Origin of the sequence: Chryseobacterium sp. CT-SW4 (assembly GCF_048572715.1) — a bacterium.
Lineage (GTDB): Bacteria > Bacteroidota > Bacteroidia > Flavobacteriales > Weeksellaceae > Chryseobacterium.
The window spans coordinates 303,733-330,369 of the sequence record NZ_CP183840.1 but is presented as its reverse complement, the minus strand read 5'-3'; the positions used below and the strand labels follow the sequence as shown (position 1 = coordinate 330,369).

18 protein-coding genes, 2 tRNA genes and 3 rRNA genes are annotated in these 26,637 nt (G+C 37.4%); 5 read left to right on the top strand and 18 right to left on the bottom strand.

The genetic code is table 11. The features are described 5' to 3' along the window. Window positions 1-33 precede the first annotated feature (33 nt). Genes ABJ974_RS01475 through ABJ974_RS01460 form a run of 4 tightly spaced genes read left to right on the top strand, consistent with a single transcriptional unit; the run spans window position 34 to window position 4,645 of the window. A complete protein-coding gene (locus ABJ974_RS01475; RefSeq protein ID WP_419869623.1) occupies window positions 34-837 on the top strand; it encodes a WxL protein host-binding domain-containing protein in 804 nt (267 codons plus the stop codon). After that, window positions 830-3,580 (top strand): COG1470 family protein, encoded by a 2,751-nt coding sequence (locus ABJ974_RS01470; protein ID WP_419869622.1) that lies wholly within the window; start codon window positions 830-832, stop codon window positions 3,578-3,580. The genes ABJ974_RS01475 and ABJ974_RS01470 overlap by 8 nt, the downstream gene beginning before the upstream one ends. Then, a complete protein-coding gene (locus ABJ974_RS01465) occupies window positions 3,577-4,113 on the top strand; it encodes a hypothetical protein (protein ID WP_419869621.1) in 537 nt (178 codons plus the stop codon). Before ABJ974_RS01470 ends, ABJ974_RS01465 begins: the two co-directional genes overlap by 4 nt. Window position 4,114: 1 nt before the next feature. Then, window positions 4,115-4,645, top strand: coding sequence for a hypothetical protein (locus ABJ974_RS01460; protein WP_419869620.1), 531 nt, complete (start codon window positions 4,115-4,117; stop codon window positions 4,643-4,645). A 573-nt stretch (window positions 4,646-5,218) separates the two neighbouring features. On the opposite strand, the gene rrf is transcribed toward ABJ974_RS01460, so the two are convergent. The 18 genes from rrf to ABJ974_RS01370 form a co-directional block, all read right to left on the bottom strand. Further along, window positions 5,219-5,326, bottom strand: a 5S ribosomal RNA gene (gene rrf / locus ABJ974_RS01455). A gap of 153 nt (window positions 5,327-5,479) precedes the next feature. Then, window positions 5,480-8,233, bottom strand: a 23S ribosomal RNA gene (locus ABJ974_RS01450). Between the two features lie 173 nt (window positions 8,234-8,406). Then, a tRNA-Ala gene (locus tag ABJ974_RS01445) sits at window positions 8,407-8,480 on the bottom strand. Window positions 8,481-8,561: 81 nt separating this feature from the next. Beyond that, window positions 8,562-8,635: transfer RNA gene (locus ABJ974_RS01440), tRNA-Ile, on the bottom strand. Window positions 8,636-8,830: 195 nt separating this feature from the next. After that, a 16S ribosomal RNA gene (locus ABJ974_RS01435) occupies window positions 8,831-10,347 on the bottom strand. Together the 16S, 23S and 5S rRNA genes with 2 tRNA genes alongside form the textbook arrangement of a ribosomal RNA operon. A gap of 504 nt (window positions 10,348-10,851) precedes the next feature. Continuing rightward, on the bottom strand, window positions 10,852-11,535 hold the full coding sequence (locus ABJ974_RS01430; protein ID WP_419869619.1) for a hypothetical protein: 684 nt from the start codon (window positions 11,533-11,535) through the stop codon (window positions 10,852-10,854). Window positions 11,536-11,545: 10 nt separating this feature from the next. Further along, window positions 11,546-12,406, bottom strand: a complete 861-nt coding sequence (gene rfbD, locus ABJ974_RS01425; protein WP_419869618.1) for a dTDP-4-dehydrorhamnose reductase — start codon at window positions 12,404-12,406, stop codon at window positions 11,546-11,548. Further along, complete coding sequence (locus ABJ974_RS01420; RefSeq protein ID WP_419869617.1) at window positions 12,406-12,891, bottom strand: acyl-CoA thioesterase; 486 nt, start codon at window positions 12,889-12,891, stop codon at window positions 12,406-12,408. The genes rfbD and ABJ974_RS01420 overlap by 1 nt, the downstream gene beginning before the upstream one ends. A gap of 70 nt (window positions 12,892-12,961) precedes the next feature. Continuing rightward, window positions 12,962-13,465 (bottom strand): OmpH/Skp family outer membrane protein, encoded by a 504-nt coding sequence (locus ABJ974_RS01415; protein ID WP_419869616.1) that lies wholly within the window; start codon window positions 13,463-13,465, stop codon window positions 12,962-12,964. 68 nt (window positions 13,466-13,533) lie between these two features. Continuing rightward, window positions 13,534-14,088: an OmpH/Skp family outer membrane protein gene (locus ABJ974_RS01410; RefSeq protein ID WP_419869615.1), complete on the bottom strand. Its 555-nt coding sequence runs from the start codon at window positions 14,086-14,088 to the stop codon at window positions 13,534-13,536. An 8-nt stretch (window positions 14,089-14,096) separates the two neighbouring features. Continuing rightward, the gene (bamA, locus tag ABJ974_RS01405; protein WP_419869614.1) at window positions 14,097-16,643 is read right to left on the bottom strand and encodes an outer membrane protein assembly factor BamA; all 2,547 of its coding nucleotides are present in this window, start codon (window positions 16,641-16,643) and stop codon (window positions 14,097-14,099) included. A 28-nt stretch (window positions 16,644-16,671) separates the two neighbouring features. After that, complete coding sequence (uppS, locus tag ABJ974_RS01400; RefSeq protein WP_419869613.1) at window positions 16,672-17,421, bottom strand: polyprenyl diphosphate synthase; 750 nt, start codon at window positions 17,419-17,421, stop codon at window positions 16,672-16,674. A gap of 1 nt (window position 17,422) precedes the next feature. Further along, window positions 17,423-18,316 carry a type IX secretion system protein PorG gene (gene porG / locus ABJ974_RS01395; protein WP_419869612.1) on the bottom strand — a complete coding sequence of 298 codons (894 nt, stop codon included), beginning with the start codon at window positions 18,314-18,316 and terminating at the stop codon, window positions 17,423-17,425. Between the two features lie 212 nt (window positions 18,317-18,528). Further along, window positions 18,529-21,024, bottom strand: coding sequence for an exopolysaccharide transport family protein (locus ABJ974_RS01390; RefSeq protein WP_419869611.1), 2,496 nt, complete (start codon window positions 21,022-21,024; stop codon window positions 18,529-18,531). A 4-nt stretch (window positions 21,025-21,028) separates the two neighbouring features. Further along, window positions 21,029-21,892, bottom strand: coding sequence for a polysaccharide biosynthesis/export family protein (locus tag ABJ974_RS01385; protein ID WP_419869610.1), 864 nt, complete (start codon window positions 21,890-21,892; stop codon window positions 21,029-21,031). A gap of 39 nt (window positions 21,893-21,931) precedes the next feature. Next, a complete protein-coding gene (locus ABJ974_RS01380) occupies window positions 21,932-23,050 on the bottom strand; it encodes a glycosyltransferase family 4 protein (protein WP_419869609.1) in 1,119 nt (372 codons plus the stop codon). Between the two features lie 91 nt (window positions 23,051-23,141). Continuing rightward, on the bottom strand, window positions 23,142-24,146 hold the full coding sequence (locus tag ABJ974_RS01375) for a glycosyltransferase family 2 protein (protein ID WP_419869608.1): 1,005 nt from the start codon (window positions 24,144-24,146) through the stop codon (window positions 23,142-23,144). A gap of 3 nt (window positions 24,147-24,149) precedes the next feature. Next, window positions 24,150-25,220, bottom strand: coding sequence for a formimidoylglutamase (locus ABJ974_RS01370; protein ID WP_419869607.1), 1,071 nt, complete (start codon window positions 25,218-25,220; stop codon window positions 24,150-24,152). Between the two features lie 220 nt (window positions 25,221-25,440). On the opposite strand from ABJ974_RS01370, the gene ABJ974_RS01365 reads away from it, so the two are divergent. Continuing rightward, window positions 25,441-26,610 (top strand): aspartyl protease family protein, encoded by a 1,170-nt coding sequence (locus ABJ974_RS01365; RefSeq protein ID WP_419869606.1) that lies wholly within the window; start codon window positions 25,441-25,443, stop codon window positions 26,608-26,610. Window positions 26,611-26,637 lie beyond the last annotated feature (27 nt).

Here is a 26,637-nt window from a genome sequence, read left to right as displayed (position 1 = left end):
ATTATCCCTATTTCAAATTTCAATCTTTACATCATGATGCTAAAGCGTATTCTCCTTTTTGTTTTACTTATTTTTCAATTTATCTCTTTACGTGCCAGTATTGTTGTACTCAACGGGCTGACCCACACTTATAAAGTAGAGAACGGAAAAGTTTATAAAGGAAAAATAGCTATTGAGAATACGGATAATCATCCTCAAAGCGTAAAGCTGTTTCTTCAGGATTTCGCCTACCAGGCTGATGGCTCTATTAATTATACTGCACTACATACCAATACCAGAACAAATGGTGACTGGATCACACTCAATACGAACCTTGTTACGTTAAAAGCAAAGGAAAAAACTGAAATTTTTTATGAAATTACAGTCCCTGAGCGACCTGCACAACCAGGCAGCTACTGGAGTGTGATCATTGTAGAACCTGTAGAAGACATCAAGCCCAGTAATGATAAAGCAGGTGTAAATATTACATCAATCATCCGGTATGCTATACAGGTCATTACCGATTATGAAGCAGAAAACGCTAAACCTGATCTCAAATTTGAAAGTGTAAAAGTTGAAAAAGAAGAAGGAAAGCAGATCGTAAAAATTGCTATAGCCAATATTGGTAATTTATATTGCAAGCCAACAGCTTCTATTGAAATATACAACCGTAAAACCGGCGAAAAGGTCGGAAATTATAACAGTCTGACGATGGGTTTATTACCCAATACCTCAAAATCTTTTTACATTGATATCAGTAAAGTACCACCCGATAGATATAATGCAGCCATTATAGCTACTGATGAAGAGGAAAATGCTTTTGCTCTCAATGTGGAATTAGAAGTAAAAAATGATTAAAATTTGGGCTTTATATATCATTATATTATTCCCGGTATTTATTTTTTCTCAAAGGCTGCCCAATGGATCAGCCAGCAAAAAAGATAGTTTATTACCGGGAATATCGACTTCTATTTCGTTTACTCTGGAAAACGCCGGTGAAGAAAATAGAACCTATGATATTACCGTTAATTCTTCCAGCCCACATATCACTCCCATTTTAGCAAAAGGTGAAATTACACTGTCTGGCTATGAAAAAACTGTTTATATTGTTCCTTTACGTATTGCTACGGAAGCTGCGCAGGGAGTATATTCCATCAGTCTAGAGGGAAAGGATCAGCGGAATGGTAATCACTTTACAAAAACCACTGAAATTACAGTCTCGGGAAATAGAAACCTTTCTCTTGTATCTTTAGAATCGCCCGAATTTATAAGAGCCGGAGACACTATTCATGCCTCCTTTCTACTGAAGAACAGTGGAAATGTAACAGAAAGCCTTTTTTTAGAAAGTAAAAATGCCGTGGTAGATGAGAATACTTCCCTCATTTTACCTCCGGGTGAAACGAAAATAGTTACCATCCATAAAGCCACCAATCCGGAACTCGGACAGAATGAATACCAAAATCTCAATCTTTCAGTTTATTCCCAGGATAATCCTTCTGAAAACCAGACTGCATATGTCAGCATAAAAATAATCTCCGTAAAGCCAGTTGAAAATGATATCTATCACAGGCTTCCCATTGCTGCCTCTTTAGCTTTCATCGGAATGGAGAATATGGGAAGATACCATGACGGCTTCCAGGGTGAGATTTATGGTAAAGGTAGTTTAGACGAAGAGAATAAAAATAAAATTGAATTTCATGCGGTTAGTAAAAATCCGGTGGAATTCAATTCATTTACCCAGTATGAGGAATACTTTATTAATTATAACCGAAACAACTTCTTTATTCATTTAGGTGATAAAAATTATTCTGCTTCCTACCTGACTGAATTTGCCAGATATGGACGCGGGGCAGAATTAAGGTATGATTTTAAAAAATTCAGCTTAGGAGGTTTTTATAATCACCCCAGGTTTTTCCGGGATATTAAGGATGAATTTAATATCTACTCAACTTTTAAAATCCGTAAAGAATCGGAAATCACTGCAGGATATCTGTATAAAACACCCAGAACAGGAGAAAGTAATTATGGAAATATTAAATTGGACTCCGATGCCAGCCTTCCTTATGCTGCCGGAAAGTTTCAATTATCCAAAAATGTAAATGTTTCCGGTGAACTCGCTTACAGTAAAACCCAGAAACTGGAAGGAACCGCCTATATGCTTCAGGCCCAGGCAACTTTTGAAAAGATCAACGGTAATATAATGTATATGAGGGCCAGCCCAGAGTTTGCAGGATACTTTACAAATACAAGTACGTTTAATGGAAACTTTCAGTACAGAATTTTAAAAAAGCTTAACGTATTCGCCAACTATATACAGGATGCCCGAAATTTCCAGAGAGATACTTTGTTTCTGGCCGCCCCTTATAGAAAGTTTTTTCAATATGGCCTGCAATATAACTATCATCCAAAGGGTTTCATTATGCTCTATAACGGATATCAGAAATACCAGGACAGGTTAGAACCCAAAGAATTTGATTATTATGAGAAATACTTTAAAGTAATTATTAATCAGCAAATAGGAATTTTCCAGGTAAATCTGGAAAGCCAGTTCGGGAAGACAGATAATTATCTTACAGGTTTTAACGGAAATTCCAGCTTTTATACAGCTAATATTGCTTTTGAAAAATTCAGGACTTCCTTTAATCTGTATGCCAGCTACGCCATTACTTCCCGGTATCAGCTTCAAAATCAAAAGCAAGTATATTATGGAGCCCGGATTTTAAACCGCTTTTCCGATAAAACGACTTTCAGCCTTTTTTACCAGAACAATTATATGCCGGAGGAATATTACAAAGACAGAAATCTATTTGAGCTTTTATTTCATCAGGAACTATTTCCCGGAAATGAACTGGACCTATCCGGAAGATATTCTCTGCAAAGGGGAGAACTGGGACATAAAGACTTTATATTTTCCCTCCGTTATACTTTACGCCTTAATGCACCGGTTCAAAAGATTGCAGACTATACTTCTTTATCGGGGAACATCAGTAATCTAGGCGTTCAAAAGACGGAAGGAATAAAATTAATGTTGGGTAATTATTTATCAGTTACAGATAAAAACGGAAATTATATTTTTAAGAACATTATTCCCGGTGAATACATCCTTGAAATGGATCGCTCTAGCATTGGTATGAATGATATAACCGATACTTCTTTACCTGCTTCATTAAATCTGATAGAAAAGGAAAATGTATTTAATTTCGGATTAACAACCGCTGCCACTATACAGGGTATGATCCAGCTTTCCGAAAATGAGAGTAACAGCTCTTACAGCTTTGCCCATTATCGCCCTGCCCCAGGAAAGAAAAAGAAGGAAAGTATTATTATAGAGGCTTCAAATAATGAACAGACCTTTCGAAAAATAGTTTTTTTAGGAGAGAGTTTTGATTTCACCTATCTCCGTCCCGGGGAATGGAAAGTTAAAATTTTCAGAAATGGCCTGGATAAACGCTATAAAATTCCTATTGATACATTTCAGTATACCCTTACCCCTTCTGAAACAAAAAATATGTCTATTCATATTATTAAACAGCAAAATGAAGTTAAATACCAGCAGGAAACTATAAAAGTAGGTTATAACGAAGTAAAAAAGAAAAAATGAAATTAAGGAGACACATCACGGTTATCATTTTCTGTATAATATCTCATACAGTATTTTCACAAACAACAGGAAATATCAATGTGTCCGTTAGTTTACCTATTGTAACTTTATTGGATATTGAACCCGCCGGCGCCATTGCTATGAACTTTACAGCTCCTACGGAAGCAGGACAGCCTGTCACAGCACCGGCAAGTAATACTACAAAATGGATTAATTATACTTCTGCAATTGCTTCCGGAGGTCTTACCAGAAGAATTACAGCAGCCGTAAACCAAACTATTCCCGGAGTAAATATCAGATTAACTGCAGCAACCGCCTCCGGTGCAGGAGCAGGAACATTAGGAACTCCCACCGCTCAGGTTACGCTAACCACGACGGCTACAAATATCATCACAGGAATTGGAGGTGCCTACACAGGAAATGGGGCCAATAATGGACATAGACTGACCATTACGCTTGCTGTCAGCAGCTATACCAATCTTACTTCACGAACTAACACTCCTATTGTTATTACCTATACAATCACAGAATAAAATGAGCTATACTTTACTAATCCCAAATAAAAAAAATCTGATCAAATTTCTTTGGTTGGTTTTACCTCTCTTTATCATATCCAACAGTACTTACCAAGCTCAGACTCTAACCCTCACAGGAACCAACTGGGCTGTCAGCGTCCCCACCATCACTGAAGCAGGAAGTAACTATGCAGGTACTTATGAGAGTGCAACCAATCAAGCTGTATTGGCTGTAAGTGTACCTTTATTACTCGGGAACGCAAAAGTTTCTGTACGCTATGAAGCTAATCCTACATGGAATAGTGGTTTGGTAATATCTGCTAAAAGAACAAGCAATGGCACTACTCTTTGTGCCTTATGCACCATTACCGGAGGAACAGCTTATCAGACTGTTACTCTTACGGATATAGAGCTTTTCAGGATACAGGCTGTCCTGGCCCTTGCATCTTATACAGGGATTAATATACAATTTCAGTTAAGCGGTGTATCTGTGACAATTCCTGCTGCATCTTATCAAAGCAGGGTTGTTTTTACTGTAAGTGCTATTTGAGCTGGAGAGTAGAGTAATAATAGTCTAGCAGTACTAGGATTTGAGGAGAGACTTTTTAACCTGCTATTTTAGGAGCTGTTTCTCATAGTTTGAAGAAGAGAACTTCGATAGGTTACTCATTTTAGTAGAATGTCTATTCTCTGTGGTTTATGTATTGGATTTATTGGATTCGGTTTCATTTGTATAAAGAGTTATATAAAGGTTCATTTGCTATCCCTACCTATAGGTATTTCTGATGGATATCTTTATGTATGATCTCTGTCTTGCTTTAGTGGATTCAGATTACTTTTACTTTGTATAAAGATCATTTGCAATCCCTACCTATAGATGTATCTGGTGGATATCTATTCTGTGAGGTTTCTGTCTTACTTTATTAGGTTCAGTAGGCTCTGGATAAAGATTGTATAAAGTTTCATTCGCAATCCCTACCTAGTTTAGTTGTTTCAGTTTATCTTAGTATAAGGATTATATAAAGAACATTTTCAACCTATAGCTAAGGTATTCCCTGTTATCAGTGTATTATTATATAAAAACAAAAAAGTCTCATACATCAGTATGAGACTTTTAAATAAAAACTGGCGGCGACCTACTCTCCCGCGTTAGCAGTACCATCGGCGCTGGTGGGCTTAACTTCTGTGTTCGGAATGGGAACAGGTGAGCCCCACCGCTAAAACCACCCTAAAGAAGGTATATAGCTGTAGGCAGTAGGCTATAAGCTCTTGGCTTACAGCATAAAGCATACTGCTTGTTTATCGGTAAATTTCATCACAAAGGCAAAACCTGTAGCGCACTTATAAGGCTTGGTTTACAGTTTTCTGTAAAATAAACCTAATAGGCTATAAATCTACGGGTAATTAGTACTACTCGGCTATGCTGTTACCAACTTTACACCTGTAGCCTATCAACGTCGTCATCTACAACGACCCTTAAAAGATGTCTCATCTTGAGGCGAGTTTCGCACTTATATGCTTTCAGTGCTTATCTCTTCCAAACATAGCTACTCAGCGGTGCACCTGGCGGTACAACTGATACACCAGAGGTTTGTTCAATTCGGTCCTCTCGTACTAGAATCAAGTCCTCTCAAACATCTAACGCCCGCAATAGATAGAGACCGAACTGTCTCACGACGTTCTGAACCCAGCTCGCGTGCCACTTTAATGGGCGAACAGCCCAACCCTTGGGACCTTCTCCAGCCCCAGGATGTGACGAGCCGACATCGAGGTGCCGAACCTCCCCGTCGATGTGAGCTCTTGGGGGAGACTAGCCTGTTATCCCCGGAGTACCTTTTATCCTATGAGCGATGGCCCTTCCATACGGAACCACCGGATCACTATGTCCTGCTTTCGCACCTGATCGACTTGTTGGTCTCACAGTCAAGCACCCTTATGCCATTACACTCTACGCACGGTTACCAAGCGTGCTGAGGGTACCTTTGAAAGCCTCCGTTACTCTTTTGGAGGCGACCACCCCAGTCAAACTACCCACCACGCAATGTCCTTCTTTCGAAGTTAGGCTCCAAGTAAACAAAGGGTGGTATTTCAACGTTGGCTCCACCTACACTAGCGTGCAAGCTTCATAGCCTCCCACCTATCCTACACATTGTTTACTCAAAGTCAATACGAAGTTATAGTAAAGGTTCACAGGGTCTTTTCGTCCCATTGCGGGTAATCGGCATCTTCACCGATACTACAATTTCACCGAGCTCGTGGCTGAGACAGTGCCCAGATCGTTACACCATTCGTGCAGGTCGGAACTTACCCGACAAGGAATTTCGCTACCTTAGGACCGTTATAGTTACGGCCGCCGTTTACTGGGGCTTCAGTTAATGCCTTCGCTTACGCTAAGCACCTTCCTTAACCTTCCAGCACCGGGCAGGTGTCAGACCCTATACAGCATCTTTCGATTTAGCAGAGTCCTGTGTTTTTGATAAACAGTCGCCTGGGCCTCTTCACTGCGGCCTCCCCGGAGGGAGGCGTCTCTTATTCCGAAGTTACGAGACTATTTTGCCTAGTTCCTTAGCCACGACTCACTCGAGCACCTTAGGATTCTCTCCTCGACCACCTGTGTCGGTTTTGGTACGGGTTGCTTCACTTCGGCTTTTCTTGGATCAGATTACACTACAGCAGCTTCGCCCGAAGGCTAGGCCTTGACTATTCCGTCAGTCTCCAGCAGCTACATCCAACCGTCCCCTTTTATTGTGAGCAAGTATGGGAATATTAACCCATTGTCCATCCACTACCCCTTTCGGGTTCGCGTTAGGTCCCGACTAACCCTCAGCTGATTAGCATGGCTGAGGAAACCTTAGTCTTTCGGTGAGGGGGTTTCTCGCCCCCTTTATCGTTACTTATGCCTACATTTTCTTTTCTATCCGCTCCACAATACCTCACGATACTGCTTCGGCGCAAATAGAATGCTCTCCTACCAGATGTACATAAAGTACAAATCCATAGCTTCGGTAATATGCTTATGCCCGATTATTATCCATGCCGAACCGCTCGACTAGTGAGCTGTTACGCACTCTTTAAATGAATGGCTGCTTCCAAGCCAACATCCTAGCTGTCAATGCAGTTCAACCGCGTTGCTTCAACTTAGCATATATTTGGGGACCTTAGCTGGTGGTCTGGGTTCTTTCCCTTTCGGACATGGACCTTAGCACCCATGCCCTCACTGCCGACGAACATTTATTAGCATTCGGAGTTTGTCAGGAATTGGTAGGTGGTGAAACCCCCGCATCCAATCAGTAGCTCTACCTCTAATAAACTTAACATCGACGCTGCACCTAAATGCATTTCGGAGAGTACGAGCTATCTCCCAGTTTGATTGGCCTTTCACCCCTACCCACAGGTCATCCGAAGACTTTTCAACGTCAACCGGTTCGGTCCTCCACTCTGTGTTACCAGAGCTTCAACCTGCCCATGGGTAGATCACAAGGTTTCGCGTCTAATCCTACTAACTATCCGCCCTATTCAGACTCGCTTTCGCTCCGGCTCCGTAACTTAATTACTTAACCTCGCTAGTAAAATTAACTCGTAGGCTCATTATGCAAAAGGCACGCCGTCACACCTTAATGGTGCTCCGACCGCTTGTAGGCGTACGGTTTCAGGTTCTATTTCACCCTTCTATTCGAAGTGCTTTTCACCTTTCCTTCACAGTACTTGTTCACTATCGGTCTTTCAGGAGTATTTAGCCTTGGAGGATGGTCCCCCCATATTCAGACAGGATTTCACGTGTCCCGCCATACTCATTTATCATCTTTATATACCTTTCGAGTACAGGATTATCACCTTCTATGATTGTTCTTTCCAGAACATTCCTCTAAACATATAAAAACTTTTGGGCTAATCCGCTTTCGCTCGCCACTACTTACGGAATCTCTTCGATTTCTTTTCCTCCGGGTACTTAGATGTTTCAGTTCTCCGGGTTTGCCCCTCCTAAGAGGTAATACATCTTCAATGTATTGGGTTGCCCCATTCGGACATCTCGGGATCAATTCGTGTGTGCCAATCCCCCGAGCTTTTCGCAGCTTACCACGTCCTTCGTCGCCTCTGAAAGCCTAGGCATCCGCCATACGCCCTTAACGATTTCTTTCCTATTTTTTTAGGTTACTCAAGCACTTATAAGTGCTCGGTTTTCTCTTTGTGATGTCTTTACCGTTAATGTCAATGATCTTTAATTCTTCTGTATTAATGTAAAACGTATTCATGTATCAATGACGGCTCTCGTCATGAGGTTTACATGTCTAGTTTTACCAATACAAACTGTGGAGAATAAGGGAGTCGAACCCTTGACCTCCTGCGTGCAAGGCAGGCGCTCTAGCCAGCTGAGCTAATTCCCCGCTAGGTGCTTTTAGCTTTGGGCTTCTTGCTATTGGCTAAGGGCCAGTAGCTAGTCGCTATTTGCTATCCGCTTTAATTAGTAGTCTCGGGCAGGCTCGAACTGCCGACCTCTACATTATCAGTGTAGCGCTCTAACCAGCTGAGCTACGAGACTCTTTTACGAGTCATAAGGCATGAGCCAGAGGTTATTCTCTAATCCCTTTTTCATGTCTCTTTCTCTTTCCCTGATACTAATTTCTAGTGGGTTATATCTTATATATATACCAACCAAACAAAAAAACTAAAGCTTAACTTTAAGAAAGATTTTTGTACTTGCGTACTAATTTTTTTATCGTCTTACGACGCTCTAAAATGAGATGTTCCAGCCGCACCTTCCGGTACGGCTACCTTGTTACGACTTAGCCCTAGTTACCTGTTTTACCCTAGGCAGCTCCTTTTACGGTCACCGACTTCAGGTACCCCAGACTTCCATGGCTTGACGGGCGGTGTGTACAAGGCCCGGGAACGTATTCACCGCGCCATGGCTGATGCGCGATTACTAGCGATTCCAGCTTCATAGAGTCGAGTTGCAGACTCCAATCCGAACTGAGACCGGCTTTCGAGATTCGCATCACATCGCTGTGTAGCTGCCCTCTGTACCGGCCATTGTATTACGTGTGTGGCCCAAGGCGTAAGGGCCGTGATGATTTGACGTCATCCCCACCTTCCTCTCTACTTGCGTAGGCAGTCTCACTAGAGTCCCCAACTTAATGATGGCAACTAGTGACAGGGGTTGCGCTCGTTGCAGGACTTAACCTAACACCTCACGGCACGAGCTGACGACAACCATGCAGCACCTTGAAAATTGTCCGAAGAAAACCGTATTTCTACAGCTGTCAATTCCCATTTAAGCCTTGGTAAGGTTCCTCGCGTATCATCGAATTAAACCACATAATCCACCGCTTGTGCGGGCCCCCGTCAATTCCTTTGAGTTTCAAACTTGCGTTCGTACTCCCCAGGTGGCTAACTTATCACTTTCGCTTAGTCTCTGAACCCGAAAGCCCAAAAACGAGTTAGCATCGTTTACAGCGTGGACTACCAGGGTATCTAATCCTGTTCGCTCCCCACGCTTTCGTCCATCAGCGTCAGTTGTAACTTAGTAACCTGCCTTCGCAATTGGTGTTCTAAGTAATATCTATGCATTTCACCGCTACACTACTTATTCCAGCTACTTCAACTACACTCAAGACTTGCAGTATCAATGGCAGTTTCACAGTTAAGCTGTGAGATTTCACCACTGACTTACAAATCAGCCTACGGACCCTTTAAACCCAATAAATCCGGATAACGCTTGCACCCTCCGTATTACCGCGGCTGCTGGCACGGAGTTAGCCGGTGCTTATTCGTATAGTACCTTCAGCTAGATACACGTATCTAGGTTTATCCCTATACAAAAGAAGTTTACAACCCATAGGGCCGTCGTCCTTCACGCGGGATGGCTGGATCAGGCGCTAACCCATTGTCCAATATTCCTCACTGCTGCCTCCCGTAGGAGTCTGGTCCGTGTCTCAGTACCAGTGTGGGGGATCACCCTCTCAGGCCCCCTAAAGATCACTGACTTGGTGAGCCGTTACCTCACCAACTATCTAATCTTGCGCGTGCCCATCTCTATCCACCGGAGTTTTCAATAATCATTGATGCCAATAATTATATTATGGGGTATTAATCTCCCTTTCGGAAGGCTATCCCCCAGATAAAGGCAGGTTGCACACGTGTTCCGCACCCGTACGCCGCTCTCTAATTCCCGAAAGAATTATACCGCTCGGCTTGCATGTGTTAGGCCTCCCGCTAGCGTTCATCCTGAGCCAGGATCAAACTCTCCATTGTATGTTTGTATCTCTCTCTCAAAGGTTTTAACGCTTTAGTTTTTTCCTTACTTGGTTGTTATATCTTATTTCAATGATCTCTTCTCTTTCGCTACATACAAAACTAATCCTCTGTCTGTTTCATTCCGTATTTGCGAGTGCAAAAGTATGTATTTATTTCTTATCGACCAAATCTTTCTGAAAAAAAATTAAAGTTTTTTTTTAATAACCCTAAATTCCCATCCTAATTCAATCTTAACTCCTGCGCTACCCTCGATAAAAGGGTGGGCAAAGATAATCAACTTTATCTCTATATCCAAAAGTTTTTATACCTTTTTTTAAAAGATTTTTTGCTAATTTTAATTTTATACTCCTGCGCTACTGTTTCTTTTTCAGTGCTGCAAAGATAGGGGCTTATAGCCGTCACTTCCAAACTTTTTTAAACTTAATTTAATAATTAATTAATATTAAGTTTTAACTTGCTGATTAATAGATTTATTTTTTTTAGTTTATTTTCCGGCGGAGCCTAATTTATAGCCTGTTTTTGGTAAATTACAGATAGAAATTCGGCATAAGATCTTTCTAAGCCTATGATGTCTCCCGTTTTTAAATTGATTCCACCTTCTCCATACGTATTACTTTTTATTTTTGCTGAAGAAACCTGAAAGTACTGAGAGGCCTGATTGGGTTTTATTTGTAATTTAATTGTAGAGCCTAAAAGCTTTTTGGTGGAAATTGTATAAATAACTTCGGGAATAGCTTTCATTTCAATATAGCTTCTCGGGGAAAGAATATAGTCTTTATTATTGATACTAATTTTTTGATTTTTTTCTGATGAAGCAAACAGGTAAATCTGCTGAACCGGTAAAACTAAATTTTCCTGACTTACATAATAAAGGTTTAGTCTATAGTTGGACGGATTAAATTCCACATTAGTCCCATCAACTGTCTGAAATGGTTTTAATGTAAATCCATTGGCTCCTATTTCTTTCGCTTTTTTGTAGATCATAGAAAAAACTGAGGCATCATCTCTGGAAAATCCCTGAACTTCCAATTCACCCAGATACATTGCTTCTTCTTCCTTTTCATTAATCTTGTAAAAAAATTTATCTTTATTATCATTTACTTTTTCTACTTTATTCAGGTATACATTCTGAGCGGAAAGAAACTGTGTAAAGAGTACAGCTGTAGCAATTATAATATTTTTCATAGCTAATTTATTATTCCGAGAGAATATGCAGGCATTCTTCCAAACTATTCTCCCAGTGTTTGGGCTCAATTTTATAATCTTTTTCTATTTTATCCAGGCACATGGTGCTTCTTCTAGGTCTTTTGGCTGGTGTCGGATATTCTTCTGTCGTGAGTGGCTTAAGCTGGACAGTGGACTTGGAATATTCTGCTATTTTTTTTGCAAAGTCATACCATGTAGTTTCGGGATAATTGGAAAAATGGAAAATACCAAATGTTTTGGGGTTATAGTCAATGATATTCATGATGGCCTCGGCAAGATCATTAGCATTGGTAGGCTGCCCATATTGATCTGCTACAATTCCCAATTGGTCTTTCTGGGAAAATAAGTTCAGCATGGTCTTAACAAAGTTTTTATTAAATTCGGAATACAGCCAGGAAGTACGAAGGATAATAGTACCCGGGTTTAGCTCCAAGGCAAGCTCTTCTCCTTTTCTTTTAGACATCCCATAGACTCCTACCGGATTGGTAAAGTCATCTTCCGAGTAACATAAATTGGTTTCACCGTCAAAGACATAATCGGTAGAAACGTGAATTAAAATTGTTTTGTGTTCAAGGCAGGCTTGTGCAAGGTGTGCTACTCCATCTGCATTCACTGCAAATGCTTTTTCTTTTTCTTTTTCTGCAAGGTCTACTGCCGTATATGCTGAAGCGTTAATACAAAAATCCGGTTTATTATCATAAAAGAAGTCAGCCACGTGATCTTCATCTGTAATATCCAATGTGGCAGAATCTGTGAAAAGGAATTCATATTTATTTTCAAAATCGGGAGCTATTTTTCTGATACAGTTTCCCAATTGACCATTACTTCCTATAACTAATATTTTTTTCATTATGAATTTTTTGCGTTTTGGCTTCTTAAAAATTTTACTCTCGACTGAAAATCCTTTTGTAATAAATCTACATAAAATTTTTGAAACAGTTCTTTTATATCTTCAGGATGGACTTCTGATTTTCTTGTTTTAACATTGAAATATATGACCGTTACCCATAAGACAGCATGAATAGTTTTTTCATCTTTACTTTTCATCAGGATCTCCACTTTTGCGGTTCTATCCTGTACATCAATGGTTTTGCTGCTGATCACGACCTGTGTGTTATATTTCACTTCTTTTAAGTAAGCGATTTCGTTTTGTATGGCAATCCAGGTACAACCGGTTTTTTTGGTATATTCTTCGTAAGTGAAGCCATAGAATGTTTCTACATGGTCTTCTCTGGCATTGAACATATAATCCAAATATTTCACATTGTTTAAATGACCAATAGGGTCACAATCACTAAACCTAACCTTTACGGTTGTTGACACTTCTTTTTCCATTTGGCAAAAATAAAAAAACCACCTCTTTTTGAGGTGGTGAATTTTATAAATCTTTGTTAATTTACTCAGATTATTGAACTCCTAATTCTTTTTTCACAGCTGCTGTAGCATCCGGACCTGCTTTGTAAACAAATGCAGAAGAGTTAGCATCCATAATATAGTCATAACCGTTAGCTTTAGCAGCTTTAGTTACGGCATCATTCAATTTCTTTTCGATAGGCTCATAAGCGGCATCCTGTTTTGTCTGGAAATCTTTTTGAGCTTTTTCCTGCATTTGAGCAATTTCTTCCTGTAGCTTTTGTAATTCTGCTTCTCTAGCTTTGTTTTCATCAGCAGTTTTCTTAGGAGCTTCTTCAGCATACTGCTTATATTTAGCTTGTGCAGCATCTCCTTTCTTTTTGATTTCAGCTTGCTTAGTATCTAAGAAAGATTTTAAATCAGCATCTGCTTTTTTCTTTTCAGGCATTGCGTTAAGAACACCTATAACATCTAAAGTAGCAATTTTTTGAGCTTTTGCCATACCTACAGATACAACCATCATTACTGCTGCAAATAATACACTTAATTTTTTCATAATTGGTAAATAAATAATTTAATTTTGTTTTTAGATTTTAAATTCCAGTAAAAGTTAATTTTAAAAAATTACTTTTTACTTTTAGTATTAGTTTTTTCTTTTTTATCTGATCCTTTCAACAAAATATCCAGGACTTTATCTGTATAATCATATCTTTTCTGAAGAAAAATAACACTAATGTTATTGCTTTTATCAAGAACTATGCCCAAACCATTTTTTTCGGACATTGTTTTAATAGCATTCCAGATCTGATCCTGAAAGGGCTGAACCAAGTTGGTTCTGAGCTTGTTGATTTCTCCTGTGGCTCCAAAACGCAAGCTGGTAGTAGTTTTAATATTCTTTTCCAGATCAGTTACTTCTTTTTCTCTTAATTTCAACTGATCTCCTACTAATAAAACTTTTTCACTTTCAAAAGCTGATCTTTTTCTTTCATATTCGGACTGTAGATCCTGAAGTTCTGTCTGCCAGGTATCAATCTGAGCATTCAATCTTGATTCTGCTTCCTGATATTCGGGCAATTTATTCAAAATATATTCAGTATCTACCACTCCTATCTTTTGTGCTTTCCCTAAACCGAAAAGCAAAAATAATATAAATGTGAAAACAATTTTAAAATTTCTCATATTGTGTATTATAATGACTGGTTCATTAGGAAGTGAGTTTTCCAACCAGCAGGTTCTGTTCCTCCAATTGTTTTATCAAATCCATAAGCAAAATCAAATCCGATCAAACCAAAGGCTCCCATATATACTCTTACCCCAATACCGGCTGATCTCTTCAACTGGAATGGATTGTAAGAGCTCCATGAATTCCATACATTCCCTCCTTCCACAAAAGCTAAGGCATAAATCTTTGCTGTTTGGTTCAGAGAGATCGGATATCTTACTTCAAGGGTAAACCTGTTGTAGATAGTTCCCCCTCCCTGTGGAGTAATATCTCCCTGGCTGCTGTCTCCACCATAGGTAGAGGCATTTTCATATCCTCTTAACGGAATTAATTCTCTACCGTCATAACGTCCACCGAACAATCCTGTTCCTCCTACATAAAATCTTTCAAACGGCGGTGCTCCCAGCTCTTTGTTATATCCGTCCATGAATCCCATTTCTGCGGAAGATCTTAAGACTAATTTACCTACAATTTCATTGTAAACATCTGCTTTAAATTTAATCTTATAAAATTCCATCCACTTATACTTCTCAGTAGGAGTCATTGTTGAGTAATCTTTGTTACTAAACAAGGAATAAGGCGGAGTCAGCTTTGCGGATAGTTCAATATTGGAACCCATAGTCGGGAATATTGGGTCTAATCCTGCAGAGTTTCTGCTCAATCCTAAGTTAACACTGAAGTTATTCGCTGTACCATAGTATTCGGTAGTTCCTCCGAAGTCAAAAGGATAATTATTAAAATCATACTTCTGATATTGAATACCTGTGTACAGGGAGAAATAATCATCCGGCCATCTTAGTAATCTGTTTAAACCTACTGATGCTGAAAATATATTTAACTTCTGTGCATTACCGGAAGAATCGCTATATCTTACTCTGGAGTTATTTAAACTCACAGAAAGGGCTGTCGGTTTTGTTCCGAATAACCATGGTTCTGTAAATGAAACTCCATAGTTCTGAAAATATTGTCCTGCCTGTGCCTGAATGGAGAATGTCTGTCCATCTCCCTGCGGAACAGGTCTGAAATCTTTAAATCTAAGGAAGTTCTTTAAGGAAAAGTTATTAAAAGTTAATCCTAACGTTCCAATGAAACTATTACCTCCATATCCCGCCTGCAGCTGAACCTGAGAAGATCCTTTTTCTACAAGCTTCCAGTTGATATCTACTGTATTATCCTGCTGATTGGGTTGAATATCCTGACCTACCTGCTGAGGATCGAAGAAGGACATTCCCGCCAGATCAAAATAGGTTCTTTTAATATCACTTTTGGCAAAGAGGTTTCCTGGTTTTGTTCTTAAAGCTCTAAGGATAACATGGTCGTGGGTAGTTGTGTTTCCCTGCCATGTCACTTTATTCCAGATAGCCTGCTCCCCTTCATTAATTCTGATTTCAAGGTTTACTGCATCACCGGATACTGATTTTTCTACAGGAGTTACATTAGAGAAAAGGTATCCGTTGTTCATATATACGGATTTGATATCGGAATCATCTTCTTTTCCTCCATCTTCTCCTACTTTTTTATTGAACCCAACGGCATCATAGATATCTCCTTTCTTGTACCCTAAGAGTCTTTGAAGATATTCGGTAGAATAAACAGTATTTCCTGTAAATGTTACATCACCAATGTAATACTTTTTACCTTCGTTCAGTTTTACATTGATTTCATAATTATTTTTCTTATTTCTCCATACGGAGTCTGAAACGATTGCTGCATCTCTATATCCGAGAGAGTTATAATAGCTTATCAGGCTTTGTTTGTCTTCCTGATATTTTTCTTCTATGAATTTGGAAGATTTTAAGATTCCTCCTATCCCAAATCTTTTTTGTTTGGTTTCTTTAAAGGCTTTTTTTCTCAGCTTAGCATCAGAGATATTTTGATTTCCTTCAAATTCTATATGATCAATCTTGATTTTTTTTCCTTTATCAACATTGATGGTCCAATCTACTAAAGCCGGATCATTGGCATTGATCTTCTCTTCGATTGTAATTTTAGTATCTGCAAATCCTTTTTTGATATAGTCTTTAGGGATATTGGTTTTAAGGCTTGAAACCAAATTCTGGGTGATTTTAGTTCCGGGCTTTAAATTATTATCTTTTGCCAGTTTTTCATTCTTTGACTTTCCGATTCCTTTCCCGCTGAATTTCACTTCACCCAACTCTTTAAGGTCCTGAAGATAAAATTTCAATACTACAGTCTGCCCTTCAATACTTTGAACATATACTTCCACTTCTGAGAAAGATTGTGTATCCCATAGTTTTTTTATAGCATTACTTATCTTCTGCCCCGGTATATCTACATTCTCTCCCTTCGACAGGCCTGTAAAGCGCAAAATCTGTGCAGGTGTGTATTTTTTCACCCCATCCACAACAATGTCCTTAAGTGTGTAGGAACCCGTCTGGTTATCTGCGTGAACAGGATTATTATTTACTGCAGTACTGTCCTGCGGAGTTACCTGTCCATAAAAATGTGCAGAAGCAACAAACATGATGATGGGTAATAGTCTAAACTTCATTTTATCGTAGTCTTTCTTTTCTTAAAATTTACTGGATTTTTACCTGTTCTCCTGTTAATCCATATCTTCTTTCTTTGTTTTGGTAATCCACAATACATTGAAAGAAAATATCTTTAGTAAAATCAGGCCATAGAACATTTAAAAATTGTAGCTCTGCGTAAGCGATCTGCCAAAGGAGAAAATTACTTATTCTTATTTCGCCACTGGTCCTTATAAGTAAGTCTATGGGAGGAAAATCTTTAGTATAAAGATAGCTTTCAAATAATTTTTCATCAATATTTTCTACCTCTACTTTTCCTTCCTTTACATCAGAACTAATATTTTTTACGGCATTCAGTATTTCTTTTTGTGAACCATAGCTTATGGCCAATACCAAATTACCTTTTGTGTTTTCTTTTGTTAAATCAATTACCTGAAGTAATTGTTCCCTTACCAGGGGCGGCAACTTCTCCAAGTCACCAATTACATGCATTCTTAATCCTTTGCTGAATATTTCATCAGCTTCTACCAACAGGGTTTCTGTCAGTAAATTCATTAGGGTATCCACTTCTTCTGCCGGTCTGTTCCAGTTTTCAGAAGAGAATGTATATAATGTGAGATAGGGAATATTAATTTCGTTGCATGCATTAATGGCATTTCTTACGGCATTAATAGCATTTTTGTGCCCAAATGTTCTTTCTTCTCCCCGAGATTTTGCCCACCTTCCGTTACCGTCCATAATAATAGCAACGTGCTGTGGTAACTTTTCCGGATCTATTTTATCTTTAATCAACGACATACTAATCACAATAACATGGGGGTCTTCCGAAAGAATAGGTAAGTCCTAAACTTACTGTATTTATCCAGTCTTTCGATCTGGTATCACCAATATTTCTTTCACTTAAAAATGCAGCTTCTCTTTCTTTGGAAACTACATAGTAGGCACCTGTCTGAAGCAGGGAACCACCGGTTGCCGGGCTTAAAATATCTGCATTATAGGTAGCTTTCACATCTTTGGTGACTACCTTACTGTAATCTAACTGATCAGTAAGGGTATATCTGAATGTAGCTTCTGCGAAAAGCGCCCAATTATGGTTAAATTTATATTTCAATCCTACTCCGAAAGGAATTTGCATTGCTGTTTTTGTTCCTGTAGTATAAATCGGAGTAGTTGTAAAGTCCAGTTCATTGACCGGAGCCTGAGCCACCCCGTCCGCATCTCTTCTAAAGTCATTTACCATAGTAGCTTTAGGAGCATCAAACATTAATGCACCTATTCCACCAAATATGTAAGGACTCAACATACTCACTTGTTCATTATTTACCGGAAAGAAATTATATTCAAACATTAAACTGGCTTCATATACATTATTCTTTCCGTATGAATTTCTATTTCTTCTATATTCTTCTTTGGCTACCTTATCATTAAACTGAATCTGGTTATATCCTAAATCCAATCTTACAGTCTGATGAGGGTTAAAATTAAATCTATATAATATACCACCATAAAACGGAAATCCCCATTCTGAAACTCTGTCTAAATCCAATGGCTTTTGTAAAATATAATTAGTTCTTCCTATATCACCTACCAGGTTACTCATTCCCAGTCGAATTCCCAATTCGTTTCTTTGTGCTTTAAAACTCACCACTGTTCCCAGGAGGGCAAGGAAGCTAAACAATAATTTTTTATTCATAAAAGAACATGGATTTATGGTTATTTTAAAATTTAATTTTTGCAAATATAAAACATTTTTGTATTAATGATATTCTTAATGTTTAGTTAAAAGTAAACAAAAAAACATAATTTGTTATAAAGTAAACGGCAAAGTACTCATTTTATTCTTTTTTTCATAGAATTCCAATAGTTCATATAGAAAAAACCCCCATGAAATGAGGGTTTAAAATATTATTTTCTGTTAAAAATCGCCTGTACCTTATTTCTGATTCTAATAAGTAACGGCTCTTTATAGTTTTTATCTTCATCAAAATATCCATAGCCGTAGCCGTACCCATAACCATATCCGTAACCGTAGCCATAACCTTGCCTTGTATTATAATCATTATAAACAAGTCCTAAGTTCTGGATCTCTTTGTTATGATACTTCTCGGTTACCATCTTCAACATATACTTTTCAGTATATTCGTGACGGACTACATAAATGTTAGAATCTGAATATTTCATCAATTCATAAGAGTCTGCAACCAATCCTACCGGCGGAGAGTCAATAATAATAAAATCATACTTTTCTTTCAGCTCTTCCAGGAATTTAATATTCCTTTCACTCATTAAGAGTTCAGATGGATTAGGAGGAATAGGTCCTGAAGTGGCAACATCCAGATTAGGAATTTTAGTTTTATTGATAATCTGGTCTATGGAAACTTCTCCGGTCAGATAATTAGAGATTCCATACTTATTATCTATTTTAAAGTCACCAAATATTTTAGGCTTTCTTAAGTCCATTCCTAATAGGATAGTTCTTTTATCACTTAGTCCTAAAACGGAGGCCAGGTTAATGGAAACATATGTTTTCCCTTCACCTCCAATGGAAGAGGTTACCAGTATAATTTTACTTTTACCGTTTTCTTCGGATAAGAACCTTACGTTTGCTCTTACTCCTCTGAAGGCTTCAGATACAGAAGATTTAGGTTGCTCCAGTACGGTTAACATATTATCATTGTTGTTGTTACCGATAACTCCAAGTAATGGAATTTTAGTTGCATTCAACAATTCTTTAATATTACGGATTTTGTTATCAAGGAGCTCACCTACCAAAATAAATAACAATGGTAAGAATAACAACCCTCCCATGATGCTAAGCTTAGTTCCTTTCACATTGGGGCCTATCGGGGCCTGACCAACATTTTTAGCGGGGTCAATGACTGTTATATCCGACTGATTAGTGGCCATTCTCATTTGAGTTTCATTCTGCCTGCTCAATAAGCTGTTATAAGTAGCCTGAATCATATTATACCCTCTTTCCGCATCAAGATATTTTCTTTCTTTTTCTGGATAAGATGTTAAATCAGAATTGGCATCTGCCACCTGCTGGTTTATTTTATCAATTTCATTATAATATAGCGTATAATAATTCCTTAATAAATTGGAGGATGCTAGTTTAGCATCACTAATCAGTCTGTTAATCTCAATCATTGGCTCCGAATTCGGTTTATAAATTGAAGCCATTTCTCTTCTTTTAAGATATAGAGACTTCAATTCCGAAACATTCGCTGAAAACATACCATCTTCAAAACCGGCAGCATTAGTACTGATCATATTTTCAAAGTTTCTTGACTCCAGGCTGCCTCTTATACTGTTTAGTGAGTTTATTTTGCTTACTAAGTCAGCTTTTTTAGCTTCTAAATCTTTTATCTTATCTAAAGATTTCTCATCCCTATCCTTGATATCATATAATTTCTCTGAGGTCTTCAAGTAATTAAGAATCTGAGCACTCGAATCTAATTTCTTTCTTATATTATCAATATTACCTTGTAAATATTGTTCAGTATTTTTGTTAACAATATTCTTATCTAAAAATCTTTTTCTCTGTAATTGATCTACTGATCTGTTTAAGAAACTGACAGTACCATTCAGGTTAAAGCCTTTTTTAGTAATAACCATAATGGTGTTAATCTCTTTGTCAAATTCTACACTTATAGTGGATACAATATCCCCTACTGACTGATTGACAGATTTTAAAGTAACAACAATATTATCAAGCTTAATTTTAGGCTTCACAGGATTTTCAAGCAGCCTAAATCTTAGATTAGGGCTTGTATACCATTCATTTAATCTGATTAATTTATTAGCTGGTCTAGGATATGCATTAATATTATGAAACCCTTCAAACTCATAACTATAAAGGTTAGTAGACTGTCCTTCCTCGGGTAGAACTATTTCATAGGTTCCACTTCCTTTAGGGACTATCGTGATAGGGTAATTGATCTGCTGTAAATGACTTTTATCAATTTGTACATATACAGGTGAATCATCTTTGTCTAAATAGGTTGACTTTATAGCTCCTTTGGTTGAATAATTCACAAAAAGATCTAATTCTTTTACCAGAAACTCGTTATGAGATCTGGACAGTAACATTTTCTTTAAATAAACTCCATCCTGGTTTCCCCCTTGTCCCCAAATAAAGTTGAAGGACTGATTGGGTGTAAAATAACTAGCCGTATTATTTGAAACACTTAATGATAAGTTTGATGCGTAAATATTTTGAGCATAATATTTTCCATATACCCAAGAAATAGCATATCCAATTCCTAGCATTAATACAAACCAATACCAATTTTTTAATATTCTTCTTAAAAAATGCTCAATATCGAATAAAGCAAAAGAACCGAACTTTTCCTTTTGAGTGTCACTCTTTTCTACATTAGTGTCTTTTCCTGGAATCATAGTACTAAAGGTTTTTAATAAGCAAATAGATGGATAATGCGGTTGTAAGAACAGAAACACCTGTCGTTAAAGTTTGTACTGGATCTTTTCCAAACCCATTTAAGCTTTTCCCTCTTGTATTAAGATAAATCTCATCTCCGTTTTGAATGTAGTAATATGGAGAATTCATTACATCTTCACGGGTGAGGTCTATTTTAGCAATTTTAATTCCTTCCGGTAATTTTCTATGAATAACAATATTTTTTCTATCTACGGTTCTGTTCAGCCCACCATTCATAGCTAAAGCTTCTGTAATGGTAAGCGTGTTTTTATGAGCACTTTTTTCTCCTGTTATCCCAACACTCTCTACATCTCCAAGTATATAATAAGTAATACCGTCAATATTTAACCTTGCTTCAGCCTTCCCTTCCTGAAAATTTTCATTAACCTTTGCTTGAATCTCCTGGGTTACCTCTTCAATAGTTCTTCCTTCAGCTTTTATATACCCAATACCAAAAATATTAATTTCTCCTCTTGAATCTACTTTAAGACCATTAAAATAAAAATTAGAGTTTCCTCCCTGAGAACTACCACTATTACTGTTTATTCCTCTTACAGGGTTATTTACCCCACTTGAAGTATTGGAAACAGAAGTATTCAAGGCAGAATAAAATTGAGCGGCATCTCCTTTTGGAGTTGTCACGATATTAAGGTTTAAGATATCATTTTTGGTAATCCTGTAAACGGGAATATTATAGGGCACCAATCCTTCTTCATTAATCACAAGAGTCTCAGTAGGTTGCATATAGCGTACATCCTTCTTTGTTATACAGGATGTCACTAAAAAAGACAATAGTATGGGTAATAAATACTTATAATTCTTCATCATATTTTTTCAATGTTGTTTGCAAAAATAAAGATTTAATCGTTACTTTTTATTATTTTTTAGCATATAAATGAAATCTGGCAAATAAGCACCGATAAAACCTAAAGCTAAAATAATTAATAATAACAGATTAATATTCATATGTCTCAGGAAATAGGCACTTATTACAATGAAAAGATAATAGGCAATAATATAAAAGCTTGATCTTCTATGAGTCAAATTAAGCTTTAAAAGTTTATGATGGATATGATTTTTATCTGCATCGAAAGGCGATCTCTTATTACTAAGCCTTACAATAATTACATTCAGAGTATCTACTATGGGTAGAATTAATATGGCTACCGCTACTGCAGGTGCCGATTGTAAATGATACCGGGGAACGTTAGGAAGCGCTTTATCAATGAATATATCAATAAAGCAAATAGAGGTAAATGCCAATAAAAATCCTAACAGCATTGATCCTGTGTCTCCCATGAAAATTTTAGTTGACCTGTAATTAGACAGGTTATAGTAGAGGAAGGCGAGTACGGCTCCTATGATAATAACAGAAAGAACAACAAGAGGATAATTATATTCTCCTAATCTATAATAACTAATCCCAAACAGAGCACTGCATATAATAGAGTAGCCGCCCGCTAAGCCGTCTATTCCATCTATAAGATTAAATGCATTGATCAGTATTATAAAAGTAATGATACTGAAAAGTACGCTCACCCAATACTCGATCTGATAAATCCCCATAATACCAAACAGGTTTCTTATTCTGATATCTGACCCTATAACGATAAGGGAAGATACCACAATCTGAGCTACTAATTTTTTGTATGCCCTCATTACCACAATGTCATCCATTACCCCGATATACAGCAGGATTACAAGTGATGCAAATAAGAATTTATAGAGATCAAAGAGTTCATATGCGAATATAGAAGCGCATATTCCTATGGAATAAAATATAGCAATTCCTCCCAGGTTAGGAACTTTCCTCAAGTGTGAACTTCTTATTCCGGGTTCATCCATCAGATTTTTCCTTCGGGAAATTTTGATGATGGTGGGAATAGAGAAGAAGGTAATTAAAAATGAAAATAGAAAGCCCAATCCTATTTTTATATAAAAAATAGAAACTCCTATTTCATTCAAGAACAATTCAAAATTCTTCATTTTTTTCTAATAAGTACGTAATTGACATCTTAATAACAGCATAAGGACCCATACAGATTTGCATCTGTATCAATTGTACTCGCATTTGTGTTTAGATTAATTTTCTTATAAGTTTTTTCTGCCCCGCGAAATATAACAAATAAAAAATCTTTTTTTTCAGCGGCAAAGATAAAATATAATTTTTATCAAAACGAGTATACTTCAATATATCTTTAAATTTTATGCCTCTTTCCTTTATAAAAACTTTTAATTCATTAGACATATTAAAGAATTCTTTTTCATCTTTAACAAATGCCAAATAGGCTAAAAAAGAATAAACACCCTCAAAAATCTGAAAGTTTTTCAATTCCTTTTTTTTATTAAAGTACCTGGATTTTCCAAAAACTTCTTCCACATCTTTTACGGCCTTCAGAATATCCAACCCTTTTTCTGTATGTGTTTTTGTAATAGAATCGGTTCTTTCCAGATACTGATAATGGAAATTCTGCGTCTGTGCCAGCACCTCACACTCCAGCAAAAGCTGGGGAATAAGCTGAATGTCTTCAAAATGCACTCCTTTTTTGAATCTTTTATGATCAAAAAGCTCTTTTTTGAACAATTTATTGCATGCAAAGTAGCTAATATCCGAAAATATGGAAAAGTGTTTTTCCAATTCTATTTTCTCAGGAAGATTCGGAATCTGGGTAAGCTTCTGGGTTATATTTCCATGCTCATCCACTTTCTGAATGTTACAGATCACCATTTTAGCCTGATGTTTTTCTGCCAAGGAAAGCATTTCTTCAAACATTGTTTCCGTAACATAATCATCACTGTCTACAAATCCCAAATAATCTCCGCTGGATCTTTCTATCCCAAAATTTCTGGCGTCACTTAGTCCACCGTTTGGTTTTGTAAAGGCTCGGATCTTTTCGGGATACTGCTGTGCGTATTTTTGGATAATCTGTTCAGAATTATCCTTACTCCCATCATTCACAACTACAATCTCAATATTCCGGAGCGTCTGATTTACCAATGAATCAAGGCATTTTTCCAAATAATTTTCAACATTGTATACGGGAACAATGACGGAAACTTTAGAGGGAACTGTTTCTATCATATATTATATTTTCATTAATCTCGGGTTAAGCCATCCTTTTTTTGCTTCATCAAAATCTTTCCGGGAACACGGTATACAGTTTTCTATATTCTCATCCTTTCCGAAAAACCACAAATTACTGAAGACATCCCGCCGGAATGCATATTCCGTATCGTCTATCAAAACATAAAACATTTCATAATGTCTTTCTTTCGGATGTGACCGCTGAATATTAATTCCTTCGATCAGGTACCAAAGCATTTGTGCCAACAGCTGGTGGTTCAATTGATTATCTGAATAAATATTGTAATTAAAGATCCCTACCGACTGTAAATTATCACTTAATCCGATCTCTTTCATATAGGCACAAATCTCTCTTTTATTAAGTCCGTTTACCTGAGGATTCATGGAGAATGGATCATTAAAGCTTTCCACCGCATCACAGTTGACAGTCACCAGGTCTGCTTTCCTGAAAAACGGCTCTGTCTTTTCCGTAGAGTTCATCATTTCAGCCAAACGTACAATATCAAACTGTACTTCTTTGATCAGTTTTATAGAGTCTGTTTCATTTAAATGTTTCTGATAGCCCAGATGGTGATAGTTTTTAATGGAAAAGTTTTTGGATCCCAGAATTTTACTTAAAAAGGTCTGTTCATTAATTGATTCCCCTTGTTTTAGCGAAATAATATTACTGATCTGTGTATAATTGATATTTTTCTGATGGAAGTTAAGGGCTGAAAACAATGAAAAAGCAAAGTCATTGGACCCCCCAATAATTACCGGAACAGCATTTTTATAATGGCAGGCAGATAAAACCTCCTGTAAAATATAATGTGAATCCTCAACCGTCTTTCCGGAAACAAGATCACCCAGATCTATTACCGGAACTTCAAAATCCAGCTGAGACAATTTATAAAATTCTTTTCTTACTCCCGTAAAATCCTGCATCTCCGCATCTCCTCCCACCCCTCTGTAATCAGATACAAAAAGAAGAACAATACTTCCTTCTTTTATGCCCTTGGAAATCCTGCTTCCAATCTGCCAGCTTTCCGTTTTGAAACTTCTGGGCGAAATGATAAAATCTTCAAAATTCATATATTAAATTAATACAATGCCAAAAATATTAAAATAAAATTATTTAATAGCCACTCAAAAGACATAAACTATCTTACACTTCCCCCTCATTAAACCTCGCTTTTAAGCCTCCGGTCCCTATCCTGCATCTATTCAAGAAATTAAAGAAGGAAAAGACTTGGTCTGTTTTTTGTTTTCCCACCACTATCAAACTTAATCAAGTTTTAAAAAACACATATAAATGAAATATTTCTCTATTATTTTTTCTTTTATTTTTCTGAATATTTTCGGACAAAATCATAAGGCCGACACCCAATTACTCCCCACAGAAGTTCCTTTTACCATCAGCAATAATTTAATCATTCTAAAAGGGAAAGTAAATGGAACTGATGTTAATATCCTTTGGGATAATGGATTTTCATTTTGTGGAATTGATGAGGAGCTTCTTCATCAGCTTCAGCTAAAAAAAGAGAAAAAGGAAAAAACGGCAACCGACGGCACCGGTGAGGAGCTCAATATCGGATTTACCACTCTTCCCACGTTATCCATAGGTCAGCTACAAAAATCAAAAGTTAAAGCCATTATATTTCAGTCTTCAGTCATACCTTCCACTATTAAAATCGATGCCGTATTAGGTGCTGAAGTTATCAATCAGTTCATCTGGGATTTTGATTTTGATACTCAGATCCTGACCGTTTCCAATAAAGAAATTCCTAAAAAAATCGTACAGGAAACTCCCTTCCAAATCGATAAAAAATCTCATCTTCATTACCTTCCCCTCCTGTTAAACGATAGAAAGACACTGATTCATTCTGATTTCGGCTCCAATTCTGAAAACCTGGATGTCATTCCTGAGTTTGCAGACATCGTTTTCGGAAAAGATATTCCACGGCTTACTCTTGAAGGCTGGGGAAGTATCAGCATCTCCGGAAAGATAGAGAATAGCACCTCTTATCTTTTAAAGAATGAGTATGACCTGTCGACTTCAGAAACCGAGCTTTCCAGATCCTATGCCCCCTTGGTTTCGGTATCGGATAAACTTCAGTACGAGGCGGTGCTGGGAAATTATTTTTTCAGAAACCTGGGCAACCTTATTATTAATCCTAAGGAGAAAAAATATAAGCTCTACTCCAGTAAAAGAGAACCTATCCCCTATCATTTTTCCAATTTCGGGTTTGCCTGTACCATTTACAATGGACAAATTCAGGTCATAAGGATGATTAAGGAAAGTGCCAATGTGAAAAAACACAATATAAGCCTGGGAGACGTAATAGAAAGTATTGACGGGCACACCATGGACTTTTTCAAAGACAATGATGAGCTTAGCGAGTATTTACATGAAAAAGAATCCATACAGTTCATTTTCAAGGATAAAGGACCCCTCAACCTAACTAAGGAAAAGTTTTTCTAACAATAAAAAGGCAGTGATTCGTTCACT